The organism is Variovorax sp. ZS18.2.2 (assembly GCF_024701975.1).
Taxonomy (GTDB): Bacteria; Pseudomonadota; Gammaproteobacteria; order Burkholderiales; family Burkholderiaceae_C; genus Variovorax.
Map to the genome: position 1 here is coordinate 134,655 of NZ_JANLNM010000004.1, position 19,620 is coordinate 154,274.

General features: G+C 68.4%; 18 protein-coding genes. 11 read left to right on the forward strand and 7 right to left on the reverse strand.

The window, feature by feature from the left end:
* Positions 1 to 9 precede the first annotated feature (9 nt).
* The 6 genes from NU688_RS17450 to NU688_RS17475 are packed head-to-tail and all read left to right on the forward strand — an operon-like array spanning position 10 to position 6,408.
* Positions 10 to 456 (forward strand): MarR family winged helix-turn-helix transcriptional regulator, encoded by a 447-nt coding sequence (locus tag NU688_RS17450; RefSeq protein ID WP_257862411.1) that lies wholly within the window; start codon positions 10 to 12, stop codon positions 454 to 456.
* Entirely contained in the window at positions 457 to 2,565 is a 2,109-nt protein-coding gene (locus tag NU688_RS17455; protein ID WP_257862019.1) for an FUSC family protein, read from the forward strand.
* Between the two features lie 11 nt (positions 2,566 to 2,576).
* The gene (locus NU688_RS17460; RefSeq protein WP_257862020.1) at positions 2,577 to 2,783 is read left to right on the forward strand and encodes a DUF1656 domain-containing protein; all 207 of its coding nucleotides are present in this window, start codon (positions 2,577 to 2,579) and stop codon (positions 2,781 to 2,783) included.
* Positions 2,784 to 2,796: 13 nt separating this feature from the next.
* Positions 2,797 to 3,720 carry an HlyD family secretion protein gene (locus tag NU688_RS17465; protein WP_257862021.1) on the forward strand — a complete coding sequence of 308 codons (924 nt, stop codon included), beginning with the start codon at positions 2,797 to 2,799 and terminating at the stop codon, positions 3,718 to 3,720.
* A 4-nt stretch (positions 3,721 to 3,724) separates the two neighbouring features.
* Entirely contained in the window at positions 3,725 to 5,194 is a 1,470-nt protein-coding gene (locus NU688_RS17470; protein ID WP_257862022.1) for an efflux transporter outer membrane subunit, read from the forward strand.
* Positions 5,191 to 6,408 (forward strand): multidrug effflux MFS transporter, encoded by a 1,218-nt coding sequence (locus NU688_RS17475; protein WP_257862024.1) that lies wholly within the window; start codon positions 5,191 to 5,193, stop codon positions 6,406 to 6,408. The genes NU688_RS17470 and NU688_RS17475 overlap by 4 nt, the downstream gene beginning before the upstream one ends.
* A gap of 10 nt (positions 6,409 to 6,418) precedes the next feature.
* Here the strand turns inward: NU688_RS17475 and NU688_RS17480 are convergent, their stop codons facing one another.
* The 3 genes from NU688_RS17480 to NU688_RS17490 all read right to left on the reverse strand — a co-directional run bounded on the left by NU688_RS17480 (position 6,419) and on the right by NU688_RS17490 (position 9,519).
* Positions 6,419 to 6,991, reverse strand: coding sequence for a hypothetical protein (locus NU688_RS17480; RefSeq protein ID WP_257862026.1), 573 nt, complete (start codon positions 6,989 to 6,991; stop codon positions 6,419 to 6,421).
* A gap of 108 nt (positions 6,992 to 7,099) precedes the next feature.
* Positions 7,100 to 7,825 (reverse strand): RNA pseudouridine synthase, encoded by a 726-nt coding sequence (locus NU688_RS17485; RefSeq protein WP_257862027.1) that lies wholly within the window; start codon positions 7,823 to 7,825, stop codon positions 7,100 to 7,102.
* Positions 7,822 to 9,519, reverse strand: a complete 1,698-nt coding sequence (locus tag NU688_RS17490) for an MBL fold metallo-hydrolase (RefSeq protein ID WP_257862028.1) — start codon at positions 9,517 to 9,519, stop codon at positions 7,822 to 7,824. Before NU688_RS17490 ends, NU688_RS17485 begins: the two co-directional genes overlap by 4 nt.
* Positions 9,520 to 9,725: 206 nt before the next feature.
* Here NU688_RS17490 and NU688_RS17495 point away from each other — a divergent pair, with 206 nt between their 5' ends.
* Positions 9,726 to 10,745 (forward strand): tripartite tricarboxylate transporter substrate binding protein, encoded by a 1,020-nt coding sequence (locus NU688_RS17495; protein ID WP_257862029.1) that lies wholly within the window; start codon positions 9,726 to 9,728, stop codon positions 10,743 to 10,745.
* 167 nt (positions 10,746 to 10,912) lie between these two features.
* Here NU688_RS17495 and NU688_RS17500 read toward each other — a convergent pair whose 3' ends face one another.
* Positions 10,913 to 11,743 carry a TorF family putative porin gene (locus NU688_RS17500; RefSeq protein ID WP_257862030.1) on the reverse strand — a complete coding sequence of 277 codons (831 nt, stop codon included), beginning with the start codon at positions 11,741 to 11,743 and terminating at the stop codon, positions 10,913 to 10,915.
* Between the two features lie 137 nt (positions 11,744 to 11,880).
* On the opposite strand from NU688_RS17500, the gene NU688_RS17505 reads away from it, so the two are divergent.
* Positions 11,881 to 13,329 carry an MFS transporter gene (locus NU688_RS17505; RefSeq protein ID WP_257862031.1) on the forward strand — a complete coding sequence of 483 codons (1,449 nt, stop codon included), beginning with the start codon at positions 11,881 to 11,883 and terminating at the stop codon, positions 13,327 to 13,329.
* On the opposite strand, the gene NU688_RS17510 is transcribed toward NU688_RS17505, so the two are convergent.
* Complete coding sequence (locus tag NU688_RS17510) at positions 13,326 to 14,627, reverse strand: hypothetical protein (RefSeq protein WP_257862032.1); 1,302 nt, start codon at positions 14,625 to 14,627, stop codon at positions 13,326 to 13,328. The two genes, NU688_RS17505 and NU688_RS17510, sit on opposite strands and share 4 nt — an antisense overlap.
* Positions 14,628 to 15,014: 387 nt before the next feature.
* Positions 15,015 to 15,947, reverse strand: a complete 933-nt coding sequence (locus NU688_RS17515; protein WP_257862034.1) for a DMT family transporter — start codon at positions 15,945 to 15,947, stop codon at positions 15,015 to 15,017.
* A 137-nt stretch (positions 15,948 to 16,084) separates the two neighbouring features.
* Here NU688_RS17515 and NU688_RS17520 point away from each other — a divergent pair, with 137 nt between their 5' ends.
* The 3 genes from NU688_RS17520 to NU688_RS17530 all read left to right on the forward strand — a co-directional run bounded on the left by NU688_RS17520 (position 16,085) and on the right by NU688_RS17530 (position 18,968).
* Positions 16,085 to 17,287 (forward strand): amidohydrolase family protein, encoded by a 1,203-nt coding sequence (locus NU688_RS17520; protein ID WP_257862035.1) that lies wholly within the window; start codon positions 16,085 to 16,087, stop codon positions 17,285 to 17,287.
* A gap of 52 nt (positions 17,288 to 17,339) precedes the next feature.
* Positions 17,340 to 18,599, forward strand: a complete 1,260-nt coding sequence (locus tag NU688_RS17525) for a S9 family peptidase (RefSeq protein ID WP_257862036.1) — start codon at positions 17,340 to 17,342, stop codon at positions 18,597 to 18,599.
* Between the two features lie 111 nt (positions 18,600 to 18,710).
* The gene (locus NU688_RS17530; RefSeq protein WP_013539384.1) at positions 18,711 to 18,968 is read left to right on the forward strand and encodes a hypothetical protein; all 258 of its coding nucleotides are present in this window, start codon (positions 18,711 to 18,713) and stop codon (positions 18,966 to 18,968) included.
* A gap of 11 nt (positions 18,969 to 18,979) precedes the next feature.
* On the opposite strand, the gene NU688_RS17535 is transcribed toward NU688_RS17530, so the two are convergent.
* The gene (locus NU688_RS17535; RefSeq protein ID WP_257862037.1) at positions 18,980 to 19,588 is read right to left on the reverse strand and encodes a TetR/AcrR family transcriptional regulator; all 609 of its coding nucleotides are present in this window, start codon (positions 19,586 to 19,588) and stop codon (positions 18,980 to 18,982) included.
* Positions 19,589 to 19,620 lie beyond the last annotated feature (32 nt).

The window sequence follows — 19,620 nt, forward strand, 5'->3', positions numbered from 1 at the left end:
CACGCGCTCATGCACCTGGGCATGTCGCTGTCCACGCTGCAGCGCTCCTACCGTGCCGTGGCCGACAAGGCGGTGGCCCACGTCGGCGTGTCTCAGACCTTGGCCTGGCCCATCGTGATGATCGGGCGCATGGGCGACGGCATGCGCCAGGGCGTGCTCGCCGAGGTGCTGGGCATCGAAGGGCCGTCGCTGGTGCGCTCGGTCGATCAGCTGGTCGAGGCGGGCTTCGTGCAACGCCTCGAAGACCCAGCCGACCGCCGCGCCAAGACCCTGCACCTCACACCCACCGGCGTGACCGCCTGCGCCACCATCGAAGCCGCATTGAGCGAGATGCGCAACACGCTGTTCGAAGGCATTACCGACGAAGACGTCGCCGCGTGCCTGCGCGTCTTCGCCACGCTCGAAGAGCGCCTGGGCCGCAACGCGCTGGCAACGCAACAGGAAGGCCGCAAGTAAATGACCGCGCTCCGCCTGCCGCGCTTCAGCCGCGCGGAGTTCCTGTTTTCCGGCAAGAGCTTCGCCGCCGCGATGCTCGCGATGTACCTGGCCAGCCGCGCCGGCCTGCCGCGTCCGTTCTGGGCGCTCATGACCACCTACATCGTGGCCCATCCGCTGGCCGGCGCGGTGCGCTCCAAGGCGGTGTACCGCTTCGTCGGCACGCTGATCGGCAGCACGGCGACGGTGCTGCTGGTGCCCGCGCTCTCCAACGCGCCCGAGCTGCTGACGCTGGTGCTCGCGCTGTGGGTGGGCCTGTGCCTGTGCATCTCGCTTTTCGACCGCACGCCGCGCTCGTACGTCTTCATGCTCGCGGGCTACACGGCCGCGCTGATCGGCTTTCCGTCGGTGCAGACGCCGCTGGTGCTGTTCGACACCGCCGTGGCGCGCGTCGAGGAGATTGGCCTCGGCATCTTCTGCGCCACGCTGGTCCACAGCCTCGTGCTGCCCACGGGGCTCGCGCCGACCGTGCTGGGCCTGCTCGACCGCACGCTGCAGGACGCGCGCAAGTGGCTCGGCGACCTGCTGCAGCCGACCGGCCGCAAGAGCGATGCCGACCCCAAGCGCCTGGACGACGACCGCCGCCGCCTCGCGGGCGACATCACGCAGCTGCGCCTGCTCTCCACCCACGTGCCCTTCGACACCACGCACCTGCGCTGGACCGCAGGCGCGATCCGCACCATGCAGGATCGAGTCGCCGCGCTCACGCCCGCGCTCTCGGCCGTCGAAGACCGGCTGCGCGCGCTCGAACAGGCCGAAGGCGCGCTCGCGCCCGACGTGGCGGCCGTGCTCGCGCAGGCTGCGCAATGGCTGCGCGCAGAAGCCGAGCCTGCGAGCGACATCACCTCCCGCGCCGAGCGCTTGCAAGCCCTGCGCAATGCAATCGCCGCACTGAGCGCCACACCGCAATCCAACAACGGCGCGCAACCCACCGCCTGGGGCCGCGCCCTGCGCATCGGCCTCGCGGGCCGCCTCGAAGAACTCGTAGACGGCTGGACCGCCTGTGCCCAACTGCGCCTGGACATCGACGAAGGCCTCAAGGGCGCCGCCCCGCTGCGCCGCACCGCCGCCCTCGGCAACCGTGCGCTGCACCGCGACTACGGCATGGCATTGCTCTCCGCACTCGCGGCCGTCATCGCCATCTGCCTCTGCGGCGCGTTCTGGATCTTCACCGGCTGGACCATGGGCTCGGTTGCCACCATGATGGCCGCGGTCTTCTGCTGCTTCTTCGCGACCATGGACGATCCGGTGCCGGCGATCCACGGCTTCCTGAAATGGACGCTGTGGTCCGTTCCGATTTCCGCGGTCTACGTGCTGGTGCTCATGCCCACGGTGCAGGACTTCGGCATGCTGGTCGCGATCTGCGCGCCGCTCTTCCTGGTGCTGGGCCTCTACCTGCCGCGGCCGACGCACTTCATGCCCGCGATGGCGATGGTCTTCGGCGTGGCCGGCACGCTCGCGCTGCACGACACCGCCAGCGCCGACCTCGTGAGCTTCATCAACAGCATGGTCGGCCAGATCGTCGGCGTGCTGGTCGCGGCCCGCGTCACGCGCCTCGTGCGCTCGGTGGGCGCGGACTGGAGCGCGCGCCGCATCCAGCGCGCGACCTGGCGAGAGCTCGGCGAGATGGCTGCCTCGTCGCAACCGCAGTACGCGCAGAGCGATGCCTATGCGGTGCGCATGCTCGACCGCATCGGCCTGCTCGCACCGCGCATCGCCCAGGCCGGCGGCACCGTCGAAGGCGTGGCCGCCAACGACGCGCTGCGCGACCTGCGCATGGGTGCCGACATCGCGGTGCTGCAGCGCGTGCGCGCGCAGTTGCCACTGGCCACTTCGGCCGCGCTGCTGGGCGGCATCTCGCGCTTCTTCCGCCAGCGCGGCGAGGGCCGCATGGCGCCGCGGCCGCAGGGCCTGCTGCCGCAGATCGACGAAGCGCTCAACGCGGTGCTCGCCGCGCGCGACACCTCTTCAGCGTCGCGTTCCGCCGTCACCGCGCTGGTGGGCCTGCGCCGCAACCTGTTCCCCGACGCGCCGCCTTCGCTCGCGGCGGCCCCTACCGCAGTCCTCTAAGGAGCTTCCGCATGATCGGCGAAGCCAGTTTCTACGGCCTCTACCTGCCATGGCTCATGGTGCTCGCCGCCGGTGCGCTGCTCGCGCTCTGGGGCGTGCGCCGCCTGCTCGCGGCCACCGGCCTCTACCGCTGGGTGTGGCACCCGGCGCTGTTCGACATGGCGCTCTACCTGCTGCTGCTCTATGCGCTGAGCGGCCTCACCTCACACCTTCAATGACGAAGAGATTTCCATGACAGCCAGTTCTTCCGCAGACAACCCCCGGGTACAGCGCCTGGTGCGCGTCCTCCTCACCGTGGCCGTGGTGGCCGCGGCCGTCTGGGCCGGCTTCCGGCTCTGGGACCACTACGAGCTCGCGCCGTGGACGCGCGACGGCCGCGTGCGCGCCAACGTGGTCCAGATCGCGCCCGACGTGTCGGGTCTCGTCACCGCCGTGCCGATCCAGGACAACCAATCGGTCGCCGCCGGCACGCTGCTGTTCGAGGTGGACCGTGCCCGCTACGACCTCGCCGTGCGCCAGGCGCAGGCCGCGCTCTCCGCGCAACGCGCCGCGAGCGCGCAGGTGCAGCGCGAGAACGCCCGCAACACCGGCCTGGACGAACTCGTCTCCAAGGAATCGCGCGAACAGACGCGTTCGCGCGTCGAGCAGATGCAGGCCGCCGTCGCGCAAGCTGAAGTGGCGCTCGATTCGGCGCGCCTCAACCTGCAGCGCGCCCAGGTGCGCGCGCCGGCCGACGGCCTCGTCACCAACCTCGACCTGCGCCAGGGCAGCTACGCCGCGGCGGGCCGGCCGGTGCTCGCGCTGGTCGATGCGCAGTCGTTCTACGTCGAAGGCTATTTCGAGGAAACGAAGCTGCCCCGCATCCACCTGGGCGACCGCGTGCGCGTCACGCCCATGGGCGGCGGCGCGGTGCTCGAAGGCGCGGTCGATAGCGTGGCGGCCGGCATTGCCGACCGCGACCGCTCCACCAGCGCGAACCTGCTGCCGAGCGTGAACCCGACCTTCAACTGGGTGCGGCTCGCGCAGCGCATTCCGGTGCGTGTGAAGCTCGATCCGCTGCCCGAAGGCGCGCGGCTCGTGGCAGGCCAGACCGTGACCGTGCAGGTGCTGGATCGCGTCGTCGCCCGCGGTGCCACCGCACCGCAGAAGGGATAAATCCATGACCCGCTTCGCCTTTCGCTTGGCCTCATTGGCGGTCGCCGCGGGGCTCGCCGCATGCGCAGCGGTCGGCCCCGACTACAAGCAGCCGCCCGAGGCGCTCGCCAGCCAGCCCGCTGCCGCGCGTCCCTTCGCCGAGGCGCCCGCGAATGCCGCGCCGCTGCCCCCGCACTGGTGGCGCCTGTACCACGACCCGCTGCTCGACAAGCTCGTCACGCAAGCCCTTGCGCACAACACCGACCTGCGCCAGGCCGTGGCGAACCTCGAACGCGAGCGCGCCATCGAGTCCGAAGTGGCCGGCGCCGAGCGCCCCACGCTGGGCGTGAGCGGTGGCCCTTCGTTCGGCCACGTGTCAGGCCTCTCGCTGCTGCAGAAGGGCTACGAGCCGCCGAGCCGCTTCAACTACAGCGCGGGTGCATCGCTGTCCTACCAGGTCGATCTGTTCGGCCAGATTCGTCGCAGCATCGAAGCGGCCGGCGCCAACACCGAGGCCGCTGCGGCCGCACTCGATCTCGTGCGCGTGAATGTCGCCGCCGGCACCGCGCGCGCCTATGCCGAGGCCTGCTCGACGGGCCTGCGCCTGCAGATCGCAGAGAAGTCCGTCGCGCTGCAGCAGGACGCCGTGAACGTCACCGACCGCCTGCAGCGCGCAGGCCGTGCCGGCGCCATCGACACCGGCCGCGCGCGTGCGCAGCTCGAGCAACTGAACGCCGCGCTGCCGCCGCTGAAGGCCGAGCGCCAAGGCGCGCTCTACCGGCTCGCGACGCTGACCGGCGCACTGCCGCAGGACTTTCCGCGCGAAGTCGCCGACTGCACCGTGCCCCCGCGCGTGGCCGGCACGCTGCCCGTGGGCGATGGCGCGGCCCTGCTGCGCCGCCGCCCCGACATCCGCCAGGCCGAGCGCAGCCTCGCCGCCTCGACCGCGCGCATCGGCGTGGCCACGGCCGATCTCTATCCGAAGGTCACGCTCGGCCTCTCGGCCTCGTCCGCCGGCCCGGCCACCGACTTCGGCCGCAAGGACACGATGAGCTGGAGCATGGGCCCGCTGATCTCCTGGACCATTCCCAACACCGGCATCGCGCAGGCCCGCATCGCCGAGGCCGAGGCCGGCACGCGCGGCGCGCTCGCCAGGTTCGACGGCACCGTGCTCACCGCGCTGCGCGAAACCGAAACCGCGCTCGGCACCTACGCCCGCGAGCTCGACCGCCGCGCCGCCCTGCAGGCCTCGCGCGACGAAAGCGCGAAGGTCGCGGCGCAGGCCCGCCAGCTCTACCGGAACGGCCGCACCGCGTACCTCGACGCACTCGATGCCGAGCGCTCGCTCGCGGCGAGCGATGCGGCCCTGGCAGCGAGCGAAGCGCAGCTGGCCGATGACCAGGTGGTGCTGTTCATGGCCCTCGGCGGCGGCTGGGAGCCCGATGAGTCCAGCGCCGTCGTACTCGACAGGAACACGGCGACCGTGAAGCAATGACCTCGACAGAAACGCCGTCGCAACGCCCGCACGCGCCGTTGTGGCTGCTCGCGCTGGTCACCTTCAGCGGCACGCTGGCCATGCACATCTTCGTGCCCGCCTTGCCGATCGCCGCGAAGAACCTCGGCGCCGGCATGGGCGCGATGCAGATGACGGTGAGCCTCTACATCTTCGGCCTCGCGGTGGGGCAGTTGCTGTACGGCCCGATGGCCGACCGCTTCGGCCGGCGCCCCGTGCTGCTGTTCGGGCTCGGCCTCTACTCGGCGGCGGGGCTCGTCGCCGCGCTCGCGCCGGATGTGCATGCGCTCATCACGGCGCGGCTGTTCCAGGCCATCGGCGGCTGCGCCGGCCTCGTGCTGGGCCGCAGCATCGTGCGCGACACGGCCGGGCCGCAGGAGGCCACGCGCCGCCTTGCGCTGATGAACCTGATGGTCACGGTCGGCCCGAGCATCGCGCCACTCGTCGGCGGCGCGCTCGCCACCGCACTCGGATGGCGCTCGATCTTCTATGCGCTCTTCGCGCTCGGCATCGTCGGCCTGCTCTTCACCTGGCGCCTGCTGCCCGAGACCGGCACGCCGGGCACGCGGCTCGATGCATCGGCGCTCGCGCGCAACTATGGCCAGCTGCTGCGCTCGCCCGCGTTCCTTGGCTTCTCGGTCGGCGGCGGCTGCGCGACCACCTCGATGTACGCCTTCATCGCATCCGCGCCCTTCATCTTCGTGGACCAGTTGCACCGCCCGGCGCACGAGGCGGGCATCTACCTCGCGATCCTGGTGTCGGGCGTGTGGCTCGGCAGTTTTCTCACGAGCCACCTGATCCAGCGCGTGCGCGTCGACCGCCTCATGATCCGCTCGAACGCGCTCAGCGTGCTCGCGGCCTTCGTGCTGCTGGGCGGCGTGCTGACGGGGCACCTGTCGGTGGCACTGGCGGTGGGCACCATGTTTCTCTACACCGTCGGCGCGGGCATGGCCTCGCCGGCCGCGCTGACGCAGGCGATCAGCGTCAACCCGCAGGTCATCGGCTCGGCCTCGGGCCTCTATGGTTCGACGCAGATGGCGGTGGGTGCGCTGTGCACGGCGCTGGCCGGCATGGGCCACCAGAATCCGGCGCTGGCCGCGGCCATCGTGCTGGCCGGGGCGGGCATCGTGGCGCAGCTGTCGTTCGCGGTGGCGCTGCGCCATCAGAAGAAGCTCGCGGGCGCGGCCTCGGACTGAAGAACAACGCTCAGCGCGTGAACAGCCAGCCGCCCTTGGGCTGGCGCATCAGCTCGTGGCGGCGGATCGAGTGCTCCTCGCCGTCGTCGCCCACATAGACCACGTCGAAGCGCAGGAGCTTCGGCGACACCATCTTCCAGTTCTGGATGCGCTTGACGGTCACGCAGGCCGTCTTGTCGTGGTACTGCATCTGCAGCATCGGACCACCCTGGAAGCCGGTGCCGTCGAACAGCCGGCCCGGTGCCGCGAAGGGGTTGAGCACCGCGCCATTGCGCTCGGTGATGCAGCCTTCGGTTCGCACGAAGGATTCGATGGTCGGCGCCGCACCGCGAACCACCTTGGTCACGGCCGGGCTGGGCGTCTTGCCGCCGATGGCTTCGCGGATGCGCTCCACCTGCTCGCCGGTGATCGGTGCGAGCCCGTCCTTGGACACCACCTCGGGTGGTGGGGCGGGCGGTGCAGGTGCTGCGACGGGCGCGGGCGCCGGCTGCAGCGAGGCGAAGAAGCCGCAGCCCGCAAGCAGTGCCACGGGCACGATGGAGGCCAGCGCGGCGGCCGTGGTTCTGGTTCTTTTGAATGTCATGGCTCGGTCTCCCTGTCGGCGGCGCCAGGCCGCGTGCTGAAAATTTCAGGCCGCAAGCACGAGGCAGGCGGCGCGTCGTTGTTCTCTTTCTTTCTCGCTCTTCGATGATCAAAAGCGTTCGTGCGGCGTCAGGTAGCGCCACTGGCCGGGCTGCAACCCCGCGAGCGGCACGCGCCCGATGCGGATGCGCCGCATCGCGACGATGGTCAGGCCCATCTGGTCGCACAGGTGCGCGATCTGCCCGGGCCGCGCGCCCTTGAGCGCGAAGCGCAGGCCGGTCTGCTTGCCGTCCTCGGCCTGCCGGCCGATGCTCACCCGCGCGGGCGAACGCTCGAAGCGCGCGAGCACCTCGGGGCTCACCGTGCCGGCCACGTCGACCATCACCTCGTGCTCGAGGATGCCCGCGTCTTCCTGCAGCTTGCGTTCGATGCGGAACTCCTGCGTATAGGCCACGAGGCCGCTGGCGCCGGTCTCCAGCGGCGTCATGCAGTGCTGTCCCTTCACATGCGCCGGCAGAAAGCGCTGGCCGGCGCGCTCGGGCTCGTGGTGGTTCGCGGCCACCAGCAGCTTGAAGGCGTTGTCGGTCGGCATGCCGGCCGGCTTGTAGAGCAGCATCGTCACAGGCACCACTGGCTCGGGCTTGGCGCCGGCCGCGATTTCGACCTGCTGGTGCGCCTGCACGCGCGACTGCGGCAGCAGCGCGGGCACGCCATCGACGCGTACCGCGCCGTTCTCTATCAATAGCTCGGCCTCGCGCCGCGACACGCCGGCAAGAGCCGCCACGCGCTTGGCGAGGCGGATGCCTTCGTCTTCGGGAGCACTGTTGTTCTTCATCGGGCGCCCGTTTGTTGTTGTGGTTGCTGCTGCAGTTGCTGGATGCGCGCCACATGCGCGGCCAGCGAACGCGCGGCCACCGGCCACATGCGCTCGGGCACGTCGTCGTAGGCGATCGGCAGCCATTGCTCGGGCGTGCCTTCGGGCAGCTTGTGCATGGCCGCGGCGATCTTGGCCTCGCGCTTGAGGCGGTGCGCCTTCAGTTGCGCGATGGCAGTGCGTGCAAAGCCGATCACGTAGCCATGGGCCGGAAGGATGAATTCGACGACGCCCGCGGCACAGGCCACGTCCAGCGTGTCCAGCGAATCGAGGTAGGCCGTCATGTCGCCATCGGGCGGATCGACCACCGTGGTGCTGCCGTTCAGGATGTGGTCACCGGAGAACAGCAGGCCGTCTTCTTCGAGCACCAGGCACAGGTGGTTGGCCGCGTGGCCGGGTGTGTGGATCACGCGCAGTGTGTGGGTGATGGGCTCGCCCTCGGCGGTGGTGCCCGAGAGCGCCAGCCGTTCGCCATTTTCGAGCGAGCGCTCGGGCGTGAAGCGGGCCGTGGCGCGTGCGGTCGGCGCCGAGGGCAGGCCGAGGATCGGCGGTTTCTTCGCCTTGCACAGCGCCTGCAGCGGCGCGGCGCCGGGCGAATGGTCGGCATGCGAGTGCGTGCAGACGATCATGCGGATGTCGCCGCGCGTGAGGCGCCAGAGACGGCCGATGTGGTCGAAGTCGTTCGGGCCCGGGTCGATCACCAGGTAGCCCGTGGTCGCATCGCCCACGATGTAGGTGTTGGTGCCCGGGCCGGTCATGGCGCTCGGGTTGGGCGCGGTGAGGCGCTGCACGTTCTTCAAAAGCGCCACCGGCTGCTCGCTCTGCCAGTCGAGCGCGTGCACGACCTGGCCGTCGGGGCAGACCAGCGCGAGCTCGCCGTAGGGCGAATCGCTTTCCATGTAGCGCACGTCTTCGCCCTTGAGGAGGCCGGCGCGCGGGCAGCTGGTCCATAGGGGCGCCTCGCCGTTGCCGCCGGGCGCGCAGGCCGCCAGCACCGCATCGACCGTGGCGTAGGCCGCCATGCGCTGCAGCGTGCGCACTGTCGGGAAGATCATGAAGAAGCTGCCCGCCGCATGGCGCGCGAGTGCATCGGCGGGGCGCACCCAGCTGGGCTCGAACTGCTCGCTCTCGTCGGCCGTGGGCACCTGGCCCTCGGGCATGCGTGCCACGAGAAAGGGCACGTCGAAGCGCTTGGGCAGGTCGCGGTCGGTGATCCAGTGCGCGAAGGTGAACACCTGGTCGGACGCCAGCACCAGCCCGCGCGCCGCGCACTGGTCGGCGAAGCCGGTGCCCGCGGTGGCGCCGCGGTCCATGGCGGCGATGTCTTCGGCGCTCACGGGGCGCCCGTCGGCATGGTGTGCGAGCAGCACGCCCAGTTCCTCGAAAGCCTCGCGAATCGCCGCGATCGCCTGGGTGCGCTGCGCGCGGCTCTGGGTGGGGCGGCGGGTGGCGATGCGCTTGGCGGCCTCGTCGGCCGCATCGATGTGGCCGCCGGGGAAAACGTAGGCGCCCGGTGCAAAGCTCGCGGTGGCCGAGCGGCGGGTCATCAGCACCTCGATGCCGGCGGGCGTGTCGCGCAGCAGCAGCACGGTGGCGGCGGCGCGCACGGGCGCGGGCTCGCGTGCGGGGTGAATCAGTTGGGAGAAGCGGACCATGGGGTGATTATGGGGAGCGGGTGCGATGCGCGTGGGGCGCGGTGCATAAGATCATGGGGGAACGGGCATGAGCGCCGCGCCGGGCCGCCCCAAGCAAGCTCGCACCGCAGTGCGGAGCACGAAGGTACTCCGATGATTTGCGCGCCACAATCCGCTTTTTGCATCGTCTGTACCGTCCACACCGTCGGTCTCGCAGAAAGACAGTCATGGCCCATTCTCGTTCCTCTCCCTTTTTCTCTCTGTGGTCACGCCGTTCGCTGCTCCTGGCCACGGCCCTGTGCGCCGCCGCGACACCGGCCGCCTTCGCCCAGCACGACTGGCCGCAGCAGCCCGTCACGCTGATCATGGGCTTTCCGGCCGGCTCGGGCGTCGACGTGGTCGCCCGCACCATCCAGGAGCCGCTGGCCAGGCAGCTGGGCCGCCCGGTCATCATCGATTACCGCTCGGGCGCAGCCGGCAACATCGCGAGTGAGTACGTGGCGCATTCGAAGCCCGATGGCTACACGCTCTCGTTCGGCACGGCCGCCACGCATGGCAGCAACGCGGCGCTCTACAAGAAATTACCCTTCGACGTGGAGACCGACTTCGTGCCGGTGGCGCCGGTGCTCGACGTGTCGAACGTGCTCACCGTCAATTCGAGCGTGATCGACGTGAAGACCTTGAAGGAGTTCGTCGACCTCGTCAAGGCCAACCCCGGCAAATACAACTATGCGTCTACAGGCAATGGAGCCGGAACGCACATGGCGTTTGCCGAGTTCAATTCGCGCCTCGGGCTGAACATGGTGCATGTGCCGTACAAGGGCGGCCCCGAGGCCATCACGTCAGTGGTGCGCGGCGAGACCTGCTGCATCATGAACCAGGTGCAGACGGTGCTGCCGCACTACAAGGCGGGCAAGGTGCGCCTCTTGGGCGTGACCACGGCCGCGCCGGTGGCGGCGGTGAAAGAAGTGCCCACCATCGCCTCCAGCGGCGTGCCGGGCACCAAGGGTTTCGACAGCTCGATCTGGTTCGGCATCTTCGCGCCCAAGGGCACGGACCCGCAGATCGTGGACAAGCTCAATGCCGCGGTGAAGGCGGTGCTGGAGCAGCCTGATATTCGCGAGAAGTTCGAGGCACAGGGGAACACCATCCGCATCGAGTCGCCTGCACAGTTCAAGAAGACCGTGCATGAGAACCGTGTGAAGTGGGCGGAGGTTGCGAAGGCTGCGAACATCAGCATCGACTGATTGGTGCGGCTTGTGTTCGGGGCGAGTGCGCAGGCCACCGGGTGCTCCCCTCCGCGAATGTCCCCCGCTTCGCTCCTCCTTTATTTCGCTGCGTGGAGCACCCGACGCCCTGCGCACATGGGCACGCTGCGGGTGTGCGGCTGGCGCCAGTGCTCTGACGGCTGGCCCTACAGCGTCTTCGTCAACGTCACGATGAAGCGGGCCTTGTTCGGCGAATAGGTTTCGCGGCCGAAGGTGCCGAAGCCGAAGTCCACGCCGGGGTTGCTCACTGCGGTGTACGAGGTCTTCTTGTTCGCGCCCTGCACCGAGCCGGCCAGCGAGAGGCCGTTGCCGAAGTCGTACGAGGCGCCCACGTTGTAGTCGACGTAGTTCTTGTAGCCGAGACTGCGGATGTCGCTGGACATGTTCGTGTAGCCCACGGCCGCCTTCAGCGTGAGCTTGGGCGCGATCTCCTTGCTGTAGGCCAGGTTCAGGTAGCCGGTGTTGGTGCCCTTCAGGCCCGAGCCGGCCTTGTTGCCCGCGTAGCCGAAGTAGTCCTTCGACACCGTGTGCGAGTACTTCAGCGTGAACGAGCCGATCGCTTCGTTCGTGTAGCCGGCGCTGCCGTAGAGCTCCGTCGTGTTGCCCGACGAATTGCCGGGGTAGACGTAGGTGAGCGCACCCACATCCAGGTCGAGCGGGCCGGCCTTGAACTTGTAGCCGCCGTAGAAATCGCTCTCCAGGCTGTTGCCCTTGAGCCAGTTGACGCTCGAATTCCAGTTGCCCACATAGAAGCCGCTCTCGCCGAAGGCGTAGTCCAGGCCACCCTGGATGGCGGGCTTGAAGCCGCTGGTCTTGGCGTAGTCGTTGCGGCCCAGCATGTCCTGGTCCTGGCCGCGGAACTTGTAGTTGCTGGTCAGCGCGACGTTGCCGGTGAGCTGTGCGCTCGCGAGCATCGGCAGGGCGGCGAGGGTGGGGAGAAGGATCACCGGCAGGGCGATGCGGATAAGGTGTTTCATCGAAAGAAATCGCTAACGGATAGAGGAGCCGGCAGCGTAGGAGGAGGCGTCTAAAAGCCGTGTAAAAAAACAGGGCCCGGGCGCAAAAGTTTTGAGCGCGCATGTCGATCCGGGCGGTTGCCGTTCGACTACTGGCCATGAACACCTTCAAGACCTCTTCCCCTGCCGCCGCTTCGTCCGCAGTCGCGAACGGGCCCGATCCACGCCGCTGGAAAGCGCTGGCCGTGCTGTGCACCGCCTACTTCATGGTGATCCTCGATTCGCAGATCGTCATCCTGGCGCTGCCGTCCATCGAGCGGGCGCTGGGCTTTTCGCCGGGGCGCGTGCAGTGGGTGATGAGCGCATACCTCTTGAGCTTTGGTGGCCTGCTGCTGCTCGGCGGGCGCATGGCCGACCTGCTGGGGCGGCGGCGCCTGTTCATGCTGGGCACGGGGCTGTTCCTGCTGGCCTCGCTGGGTTGCGGGCTCGCTACATCGCCGCAGGTGCTGATCGTGGCGCGCGTGCTGCAGGGCGTGGCGGCGGCGGTGATGTCGCCTTCGGCGCTTTCCATCCTCATGACCACGTTCAGCGAGGGCGCCGAGCGCAACAAGGCGCTGGGCATCTGGTCGGGCATGGGCGGCGTGGGCGCGACGTCGGCGCTGCTCATCGGCGGTCCGCTGGCCGACTCGCTGGGCTGGCCGTGGATCTTCTACATCAACGTGCCGGTGGCGGGCGCGGTGATGCTGCTTGCGCCCGTGTTGCTGCGCGAGAGCCGCGCCGACGAGCGCACGCATCCGCGCCGCTACGACCCGGCCGGCGCGCTCACCATCACGGCGGGGCTGATGCTGCTGGTCTACGCGCTGGTCGAGGCGCCGGCTGTCGGGTGGCTCGGCGGGCAGACGCTGGGCGGGTTCGCCGCGGCCGCGGTGCTGATCGCGCTCTTCGTCTGGATCGAGGCACGCTCGGCTGCGCCGCTGGTGCCGCTCGCGATCTTTCGCTCGCGCACGCTGGTAGGCGGCAATCTCCTGATGCTCGTGCTCGGCATGACCGCATGGGGCGTGGGCACGACCGTGTCGCTCTATGCGCAGAAGGTGCTCGGCTACTCGGCGATGCAGTTCGGGCTCGGCACCGCGGTGCTCACCGTGATGGCGGTGGTGGGCTCGACCTTCGGGCAGGGTTTTGTCACGCGCGTGGGGTTTCGCCGCGTGGCGATGGTCGCGATGCTGCTGCTCGGCATTGCCAGTCTGCTCCTGAGCCGCATCCGCGTGGAGGGCACCTACTTCGGCGATATCTTCTTCGGCTTGTTCATCTTCGGTGCGGGGCTGGGTTCATGTGCCGTCGCGGCCTCGATCGCCGCGTTGATGGGCGTGACTGGCGCGGAGTCGGGGCTGGCCTCGGGGCTCAACACGGCCGCATTCCAGTTGGGCGGCGCGTTCGGCGCCGCCGTGGTGGCGACGGTGGCGGTGTCGTTCACCGTGGGCAGCACCGTCGTGGCACTGAACCACGGCTACCAGGCGTCTTTTGTCGCTTGTGCCGTCTTCGCGGCAGCCGGCCTGCTGGTGGCGGGGCTGCTGCTGCGAAGACCGTCGATGGTGCGCGCAGCCTAGGCGGATGGGGGCGGCGGCGTGATCAGGGAGGGAAGCGGCTCGGTGGGAAGGTCCGTGCTCGGGTACTGCCCCAACGGATGAACGTCGAAGTAGGAGTCGAAGAGGATGCTGTTCGGGCCCGGGCTGGCAACCTGGGTTTGGGGAACCATCACGTTGACCGGCCTCAGGGCGATGCCGTCCTTGTCCTCCGGCGCGGAGAGCTTGAAGATCTCGCAGGTACCGTAGGTGCTGTACGACTCGTAGGGTGGTGGGTAGGTCGCGTTCATGCCGTCGTTGCGCACGATGTACTGCACCGAGGGAAGGTACTTGTGCGTGGACGGGTCGGCCGTCATGCCGCACGCGATCAGGAAGTCGATGATGTAGTTCGTGTCCTCGATCTGCGACATCCGGAGGTACTCCTCCTCTGTGTACGCCAGCGCGTAGTCGAGGCACACGTCCACGCCGAAAGGCACGCCGCCGAGGGGGTCGTTGTCGAAGGCCTTGATTTCCTTCCCGTCCGCAAGGGTCACGGCCGTTGTCGTGGATTTCTTCAGTACGAGGATATTGAAAGGGCCCAGTCGGACTTTCCAATACGCCCGGCCATCTTTCATGACGGTCGTCCTGCCATACGTATAGAAATCGATCCCCGACACATTGCGCTTGGGCCACATCGAGATGGGCCGGCTGCCATCGGGATTGGCCTTGCTGAAGTTGTCGATCACAAGCACGTAGTTGAGCGCTTCGTAGGGCGGCAGATCCTCGTCGTCAACGCTCTCGTCATCGGACAGGGGCGCAGGGCCGGCGTTGACAAGCTGCTTCATCAGCACCTGCGCCGTCCCCGGCAGCAGTGCCAGCTTGCCGTATTGCTCTTGCGGGAACAGCGCGATCAAGGCACGCACATGCTTCTGTACTTCGACGACACAGGTCGCCGAGAAAACCCTGATGTCGTCTTCTTTCTGCACCGCATCCCAGTTCACGTTCCAGAAGAACTCCGGCACCACGAAGTAGCAAAGATCGGTCGGCGCGCTCTTCTTTGGAAGGCCTGCCGTCAGGGCGTCGCGAAGCAGCGCGAACTTGGCCTGCAGGGCCCGCTGCGTATAGGTCTTGATGTCTTCGCTCTTCAGGCGCTGGTCGGCGGGTTGCGTGTAGGTGGGCGTCTGGAAGTTGAGAACACGTATGTTCTTCACCGCCTTTTCCACGGGCTTGGGTGGCGGGGGATCGACCGGCGGGGTCTCCACCGTGACGGGGGCGGGTGCAGGAGGCGCGGTCTCCGGAGTCGGCGCCGGTGGTGGCTCGGAGGCCACGGGGACGAACGACATTCCACCTCCGTTACCGCCACCGCCGCATGCCACCAGCAATGCGGTGGACCCGAGAGGCAGCGCGAGGCCGACCCTCAGCAACGAACGCCGCCGTGTTCCTTGCACAGACGGTTCTTCCGAATCAACCTTGCGTTGATGAGCCATGTAGGCAACTCCCTGAATATTGTTAATGAAGCACAACAAGTGCAGGCGCTCATTTGCAACATCTGTGCCAATGGCACGGTGCCGGGCGCTCCTGAAAAATGCAACGATGTTGCATTCGGGCCGAAGTGCCGATCAGAGGCGCTTGCGCATCGAAGGTAACGGGCGGTTGTCCTGCTTTCACTTACGCCACGGGTTTCCGAACGGACGCATCCGCGCGGAAAAAAATGAACCAGCAGTGAAGGCTCAGCGCCCGGCCGGTGGAGTGTTGTGCGCGGGCATCGTCATCGCAACCACGCCCGCCACGATGCACGCAAGCCCGACCCACGCAGTAGGCGAGAGCGCTTCGCCGAGGAACACCGCGCCGATCGTCACCCCGATGGGCACGCGCAGGTACGCCTGTGCGGCGGTGGACATCGGCCCGAGCGTCTTGATCAGGCGAAAGTAGATGGTGAAGGCAAGGGCCGTCGAAAGCATGGCCAACGCCAGCACCGCCATCACCGATGCAGCCGAAGGCGCGAGCGTCCACGGCCTGTCGATCGCGATGCTCGCGGGCAGCAGCATCGCCGCACCGCTCAGCAGCGAGCCCGCGGCCGGCACCATCGGGTCCAGCCCCTTGAACACGCGGCCGAACATCGCGGCGAAGCCGTAGCACACGGCGGCCGCCACCAGACCGATCTGCGCGAGCAGCGAATGCCCGAGGCCGTGCAGCGCCTCGAAGCCCACGATCAGGCAGATGCCCGCCAGCCCCGCGCCCACGCCGAACAGCCGGCGCAGCGTGGGCTTGTCCGCGCCGCCCATGCCGAGGCCCAGCAGGAAGATGAAGATCGGCGACGTCGAGTTGAGGATGGTCGCGAGCCCGGCATCCACGCTGCGCTCGGCCCATGCGATGAGCGTGAACGGCAGCACGCTGTTCAGGCACGCCTGCAGCGCGAAGCGGCCCCACATCGCGGGCTCGGTCGGCAGCTTCACGCCGCGCATGCGCAGCACCGCGAGCAGCAGCAGGCCGGCGACCAGCGTGCGCGCCGCGACCAGCGTGACGGGCGGCAGCGTCTCGACGCCTATCTTGATGAAGGTGTACGAGGCGCCCCAGCAGGTCGCGAGCACCGCGAGCAGCGCCCATTCGAAGGCGAGGTGGGGGCGGGGTTTGGTGGCTGTATCGAGTGCGGTCATGTGCATGGTGCGTCGATCATCGCGACCGGGCGGCACGAACACTTCGGCCTGGAACGAATCGTGCGCGGCGGTGATGACCGCGCGCCCGAATCTGGGTACGCTGTCTCACGACAACCCGGCTCGATGCTTTCTCAAAAAGAACCATGCCCACGCTCCTGATCCGCAACGTCCGCCCCATGGGCGCTTCCCCCGTCGACGTGCTGGTGCGCGACGGCCGCATCGCAGACATTGGCGCCGCGCTGTCCGCGCCCGCCGATGCAGCGACCGAAGAGGGCGGCGGCGCCTTGCTGCTCCCCGGCCTCGTCGAAGGCCACACCCACCTCGACAAGACGATGTGGGGCATGGACTGGTACCGCAACGAAGTCGGCACGAACCTCATCGACAAGATCGAGAACGAGCGCGCCTTCCGCCACGCGAGCGGGCACGATGCCGCGGTGCAGTCGCTCGCGCTCGCCAAGGCCTTTCTCGCCCTCGGCACCACGCGGCTTCGCACGCATGTCGATGTCGATACGCAGGCGGGCCTGCGCCACCTCGAAGGCACGCTGCGCACGCGCGAGGCGCTGCGCGCGCTGCAGCAGATCCAGGTCGTCGCGTTCCCGCAGTCCGGCCTGCTCGGCCGCCCGGGCACCGCCGAACTGCTCGACCAGTCGCTCGCGCTCGGCGCCGACGTGCTCGGCGGCCTCGACCCCTGCGCCATCGATGGCGACCCGGTGAAGTCGCTCGATGTGCTCTTCGGCATTGCCGACAAACACCAGCGCCCCATCGACATCCACCTGCATGAGCCCGGCGCCATGGGCGCGTTCTCGCTTGACCTGATCCTGCAGCGCACCGAGGCGCTGGGCATGCAGGGCAAGGTCGCGGTGAGCCACGGCTTCTGCCTCGGCGACGTGGCCGAACGCGAGCGCGAGACGCTGCTCGCGCGCATGGCGAAGCTCGGCGTGGTGCTGATCACCAGCGCGCCGCCTTCGCGCAGCGTGCCGCCGCTCATGGCCTGCAGGCAGGCGGGCGTGACGGTGGTCGGCGGCAACGACGGCATCCGCGATGCGTGGACGCCTTATGGCAACCCCGACATGCTCGAGCGCGCGATGCTCATCGGCCTGCGCTACAACCTGCGCCGCGACGACGAGGTGGCAGTGGCGCTCGACACCGTCACTCACGCGGGCGCGCTCGGCTGCGGCTTCGAGGCCTATGGCCTCGTGCCGGGCAACCGCGCGGACCTGGTGCTGGTCGATGCGCAGACCGTGGCGCATGCGGTGGTGTCGCGGCCGGTGCGAAAGCTGGTGGTGGCGGGTGGGCACATCGTGGCGCGCGATGGCACGCTGGAGGCCGAGATAGCATCGTTGTAGGGAGCACGCGAAGGCGCGTGTTTCGATCACGAAAAAAATGAAGGGAGTTCTCTTGAAGCAAGGATTTGTCGCCGCGTTTCTGTTCAGCGTTTGCATGGCCGCATCGGCCCAGACCCCATGGCCCAGCTACATCGGCGATCTGCCGCGTGCCGTTTCTGAAAGCCCCGTGCCGGCCGAACTGCCACCGGAGGTGGCCGCACTGGCGCAGGACGCCACGGCCCCTGCCGAAGTCGCGCAATGGAGCGGCATCTGGCACGGATGGGCGTGCCGCGTGGCGGGCTGCGACATCAAGGTCGCCATCCGCGATCTTTCCGCCACCGGCGCGACCGTGACCTATGCAGGGGCGAGTCCACTACAGACCGTGGTCGACGAAGCGCCCGGCCGCTTCGAGAACGACGAACTCCAGGCCACGCTCAAGACCGGCGCCAAGCTGGTGCTGCGCCTGCGCAAGGACGGCGACATGGAGCTCGGCATCTGGCGGCCTGAAACCCAGTTGCTGTCCATGGGCGTGCTGTCACGCCGCTCGCCCGCCTACGTGCGGCGCGTCGAATGGCTGGACACGCCGTTCACGGAAAACGGCAAGCCCGTGAAGCTCGAGATGGTCATCCACCGCCCCGAAGGCGACGGGCCCTTTCCCACACTCGTCATGAACCATGGCTCGACAGGCATGGGCAATCGCCCGGAGTGGTTCAAGCTGACCTGGGTCAGCCCCGAGGTGAGCGCGTTCTTCGTCGCGCGCGGCTGGCAGGTCATCTATCCGCAGCGCCGTGGGCGCGGGCGGTCCGAGGGCCTGTACGACGAGGGCTTCGAAACCGATCGCTCGCGCTATTCGTGCCAGGCCTCGCTGTCGATGCCCGGTGCCGAACATGCGCTCGCGGACCTGCAGGTGGCCATGGCGCACATCCGGCAGCGCAGCGACGTGGACGCCAAGCGCATCGTGATCGGCGGCGTGTCGCGCGGCGGCATTCTCGCCAGCACCTATGCAGGCCTTCATCCGCAGGAGGTGACAGGGGTGATCAACTTCGTCGGTGGCTGGATCGGTGCGGGCTGCCCGGATGCTGCCAAGGTGAATGGCGACCTGTTCAAGCGCGCGGCGGCCTTTCCCCGCCCGACGCTCTGGCTGTACGGCGAAGACGATCCCTACTACCCCATCGCGCACAGCAAGGCGAACTTCAAGGTGTTCCAGTCGGCGGGTGGAAAAGGGACGTTCGACGTCCTCGTGCCGCCGAAGGGGATGGACGGCCACGGCACCTACACCGTGCAACGCCTGTGGGGCGCGGCCGTGGATTCGTACCTGGGTTCGCTCCGCTAAGCGGCCGCGTTGTCGGGCCCGGCCCCCAGTGCATGCGCGGCCCTCGCTGACACGCTGCCGCAGCGCGCGATGCAACCATCGGGTTTCATCTCAAACGCTGGAGGACACCCGATGAACAAGACCCTGATCGCACTCGCCACTTCGCTCACCTTGCTCGCGGCCGGCACGGCCAATGCGCAGATCGGCAAGGCCGCCTCCGAGGCGACCGATGCCGCGCAGCACAAGATCGACGAGAAGCAGGCCGACAGCAAGGCCAAGAAGAGCGGCCCGGTCGGCAAGGCGGTGAACAACGTCAAGTCGGGCTATCACAAGAACCGCTCGAAAAGCTCGGCCGACAAGGCCAAGCAGTCGCTGAAGAACGCGGGTTAAAAAATCGCGCGCTATTTCTTCTGTTCCTGGGCAAGACGCAGCAGCGCGATCCCGGCCGCGACGAACGAACGCACGGGCCCCTTCTTGCCCGTCAGGTGCCCGTTCATGTAGGCCCCATCGAAAAGCAGCCCCAGCTGGTCCGCCAGCTCGGCGGGCTTGCGAATGCCCGCCTGCTTTGCCAGCACGGCGAGGCGTCGGTGCAGTTCGAGCTTGTGCCGCGTGGTGATGGCGCGTGCAGGATGCGCGGCATCCGGAAACTCCGTGGCCACGTTGAGGAACGGGCAGCCGCGGTAGGTCGGCTTGAGGATGTGATTGGCGATCCAGCGGATGTGCGCCTCCAGCTCGGCCAGCGGGTCGCCCTTCGCCTTTTCTGCCACGCCGTCCCAATCGCGCCAGTACTCGGCGTCTTCCTGCTCGAGAAACGCAACGACGAGATCGTCCTTGGTCGTGAAGTGCCGGTACAGGCTGGTCTTCGCGACGCCCGATCGCTCGACCACGAGGTCGACACCGACGGCCCTCACACCTTCCCGATAGAACAGCGCCGCCGCCGTTTCGAGGATGCGCGCCCGCGCGACGGAGGGGCTGCGTTCGCCGGCGACTGCTTCGGTGGTCGCGACCATGCGTTTGTTCATGCCGGCAGTTTACCTTGACA

Bases quoted from the DNA above. Each gene is read 5' to 3' on its own strand.
- NU688_RS17530 (WP_013539384.1), top strand. From the start codon at position 18,711: ATGAACAAGACCCTGATCGCACTCGCCACTTCGCTCACCTTGCTCGCG.
- NU688_RS17535 (WP_257862037.1), bottom strand. From the start codon at position 19,588: ATGGTCGCGACCACCGAAGCAGTCGCCGGCGAACGCAGCCCCTCCGTC.
- NU688_RS17520 (WP_257862035.1), top strand. From the start codon at position 16,085: ATGCCCACGCTCCTGATCCGCAACGTCCGCCCCATGGGCGCTTCCCCC.
- NU688_RS17450 (WP_257862411.1), top strand. From the start codon at position 10: ATGCACCTGGGCATGTCGCTGTCCACGCTGCAGCGCTCCTACCGTGCC.
- NU688_RS17490 (WP_257862028.1), bottom strand. From the start codon at position 9,519: ATGGTCCGCTTCTCCCAACTGATTCACCCCGCACGCGAGCCCGCGCCC.
- NU688_RS17475 (WP_257862024.1), top strand. From the start codon at position 5,191: ATGACCTCGACAGAAACGCCGTCGCAACGCCCGCACGCGCCGTTGTGG.
- NU688_RS17465 (WP_257862021.1), top strand. From the start codon at position 2,797: ATGACAGCCAGTTCTTCCGCAGACAACCCCCGGGTACAGCGCCTGGTG.
- NU688_RS17505 (WP_257862031.1), top strand. From the start codon at position 11,881: ATGAACACCTTCAAGACCTCTTCCCCTGCCGCCGCTTCGTCCGCAGTC.
- NU688_RS17485 (WP_257862027.1), bottom strand. From the start codon at position 7,825: ATGAAGAACAACAGTGCTCCCGAAGACGAAGGCATCCGCCTCGCCAAG.
- NU688_RS17460 (WP_257862020.1), top strand. From the start codon at position 2,577: ATGATCGGCGAAGCCAGTTTCTACGGCCTCTACCTGCCATGGCTCATG.
- NU688_RS17495 (WP_257862029.1), top strand. From the start codon at position 9,726: ATGGCCCATTCTCGTTCCTCTCCCTTTTTCTCTCTGTGGTCACGCCGT.
- NU688_RS17480 (WP_257862026.1), bottom strand. From the start codon at position 6,991: ATGACATTCAAAAGAACCAGAACCACGGCCGCCGCGCTGGCCTCCATC.
- NU688_RS17515 (WP_257862034.1), bottom strand. From the start codon at position 15,947: ATGCACATGACCGCACTCGATACAGCCACCAAACCCCGCCCCCACCTC.
- NU688_RS17510 (WP_257862032.1), bottom strand. From the start codon at position 14,627: ATGTCGTTCGTCCCCGTGGCCTCCGAGCCACCACCGGCGCCGACTCCG.
- NU688_RS17470 (WP_257862022.1), top strand. From the start codon at position 3,725: ATGACCCGCTTCGCCTTTCGCTTGGCCTCATTGGCGGTCGCCGCGGGG.
- NU688_RS17455 (WP_257862019.1), top strand. From the start codon at position 457: ATGACCGCGCTCCGCCTGCCGCGCTTCAGCCGCGCGGAGTTCCTGTTT.
- NU688_RS17500 (WP_257862030.1), bottom strand. From the start codon at position 11,743: ATGAAACACCTTATCCGCATCGCCCTGCCGGTGATCCTTCTCCCCACC.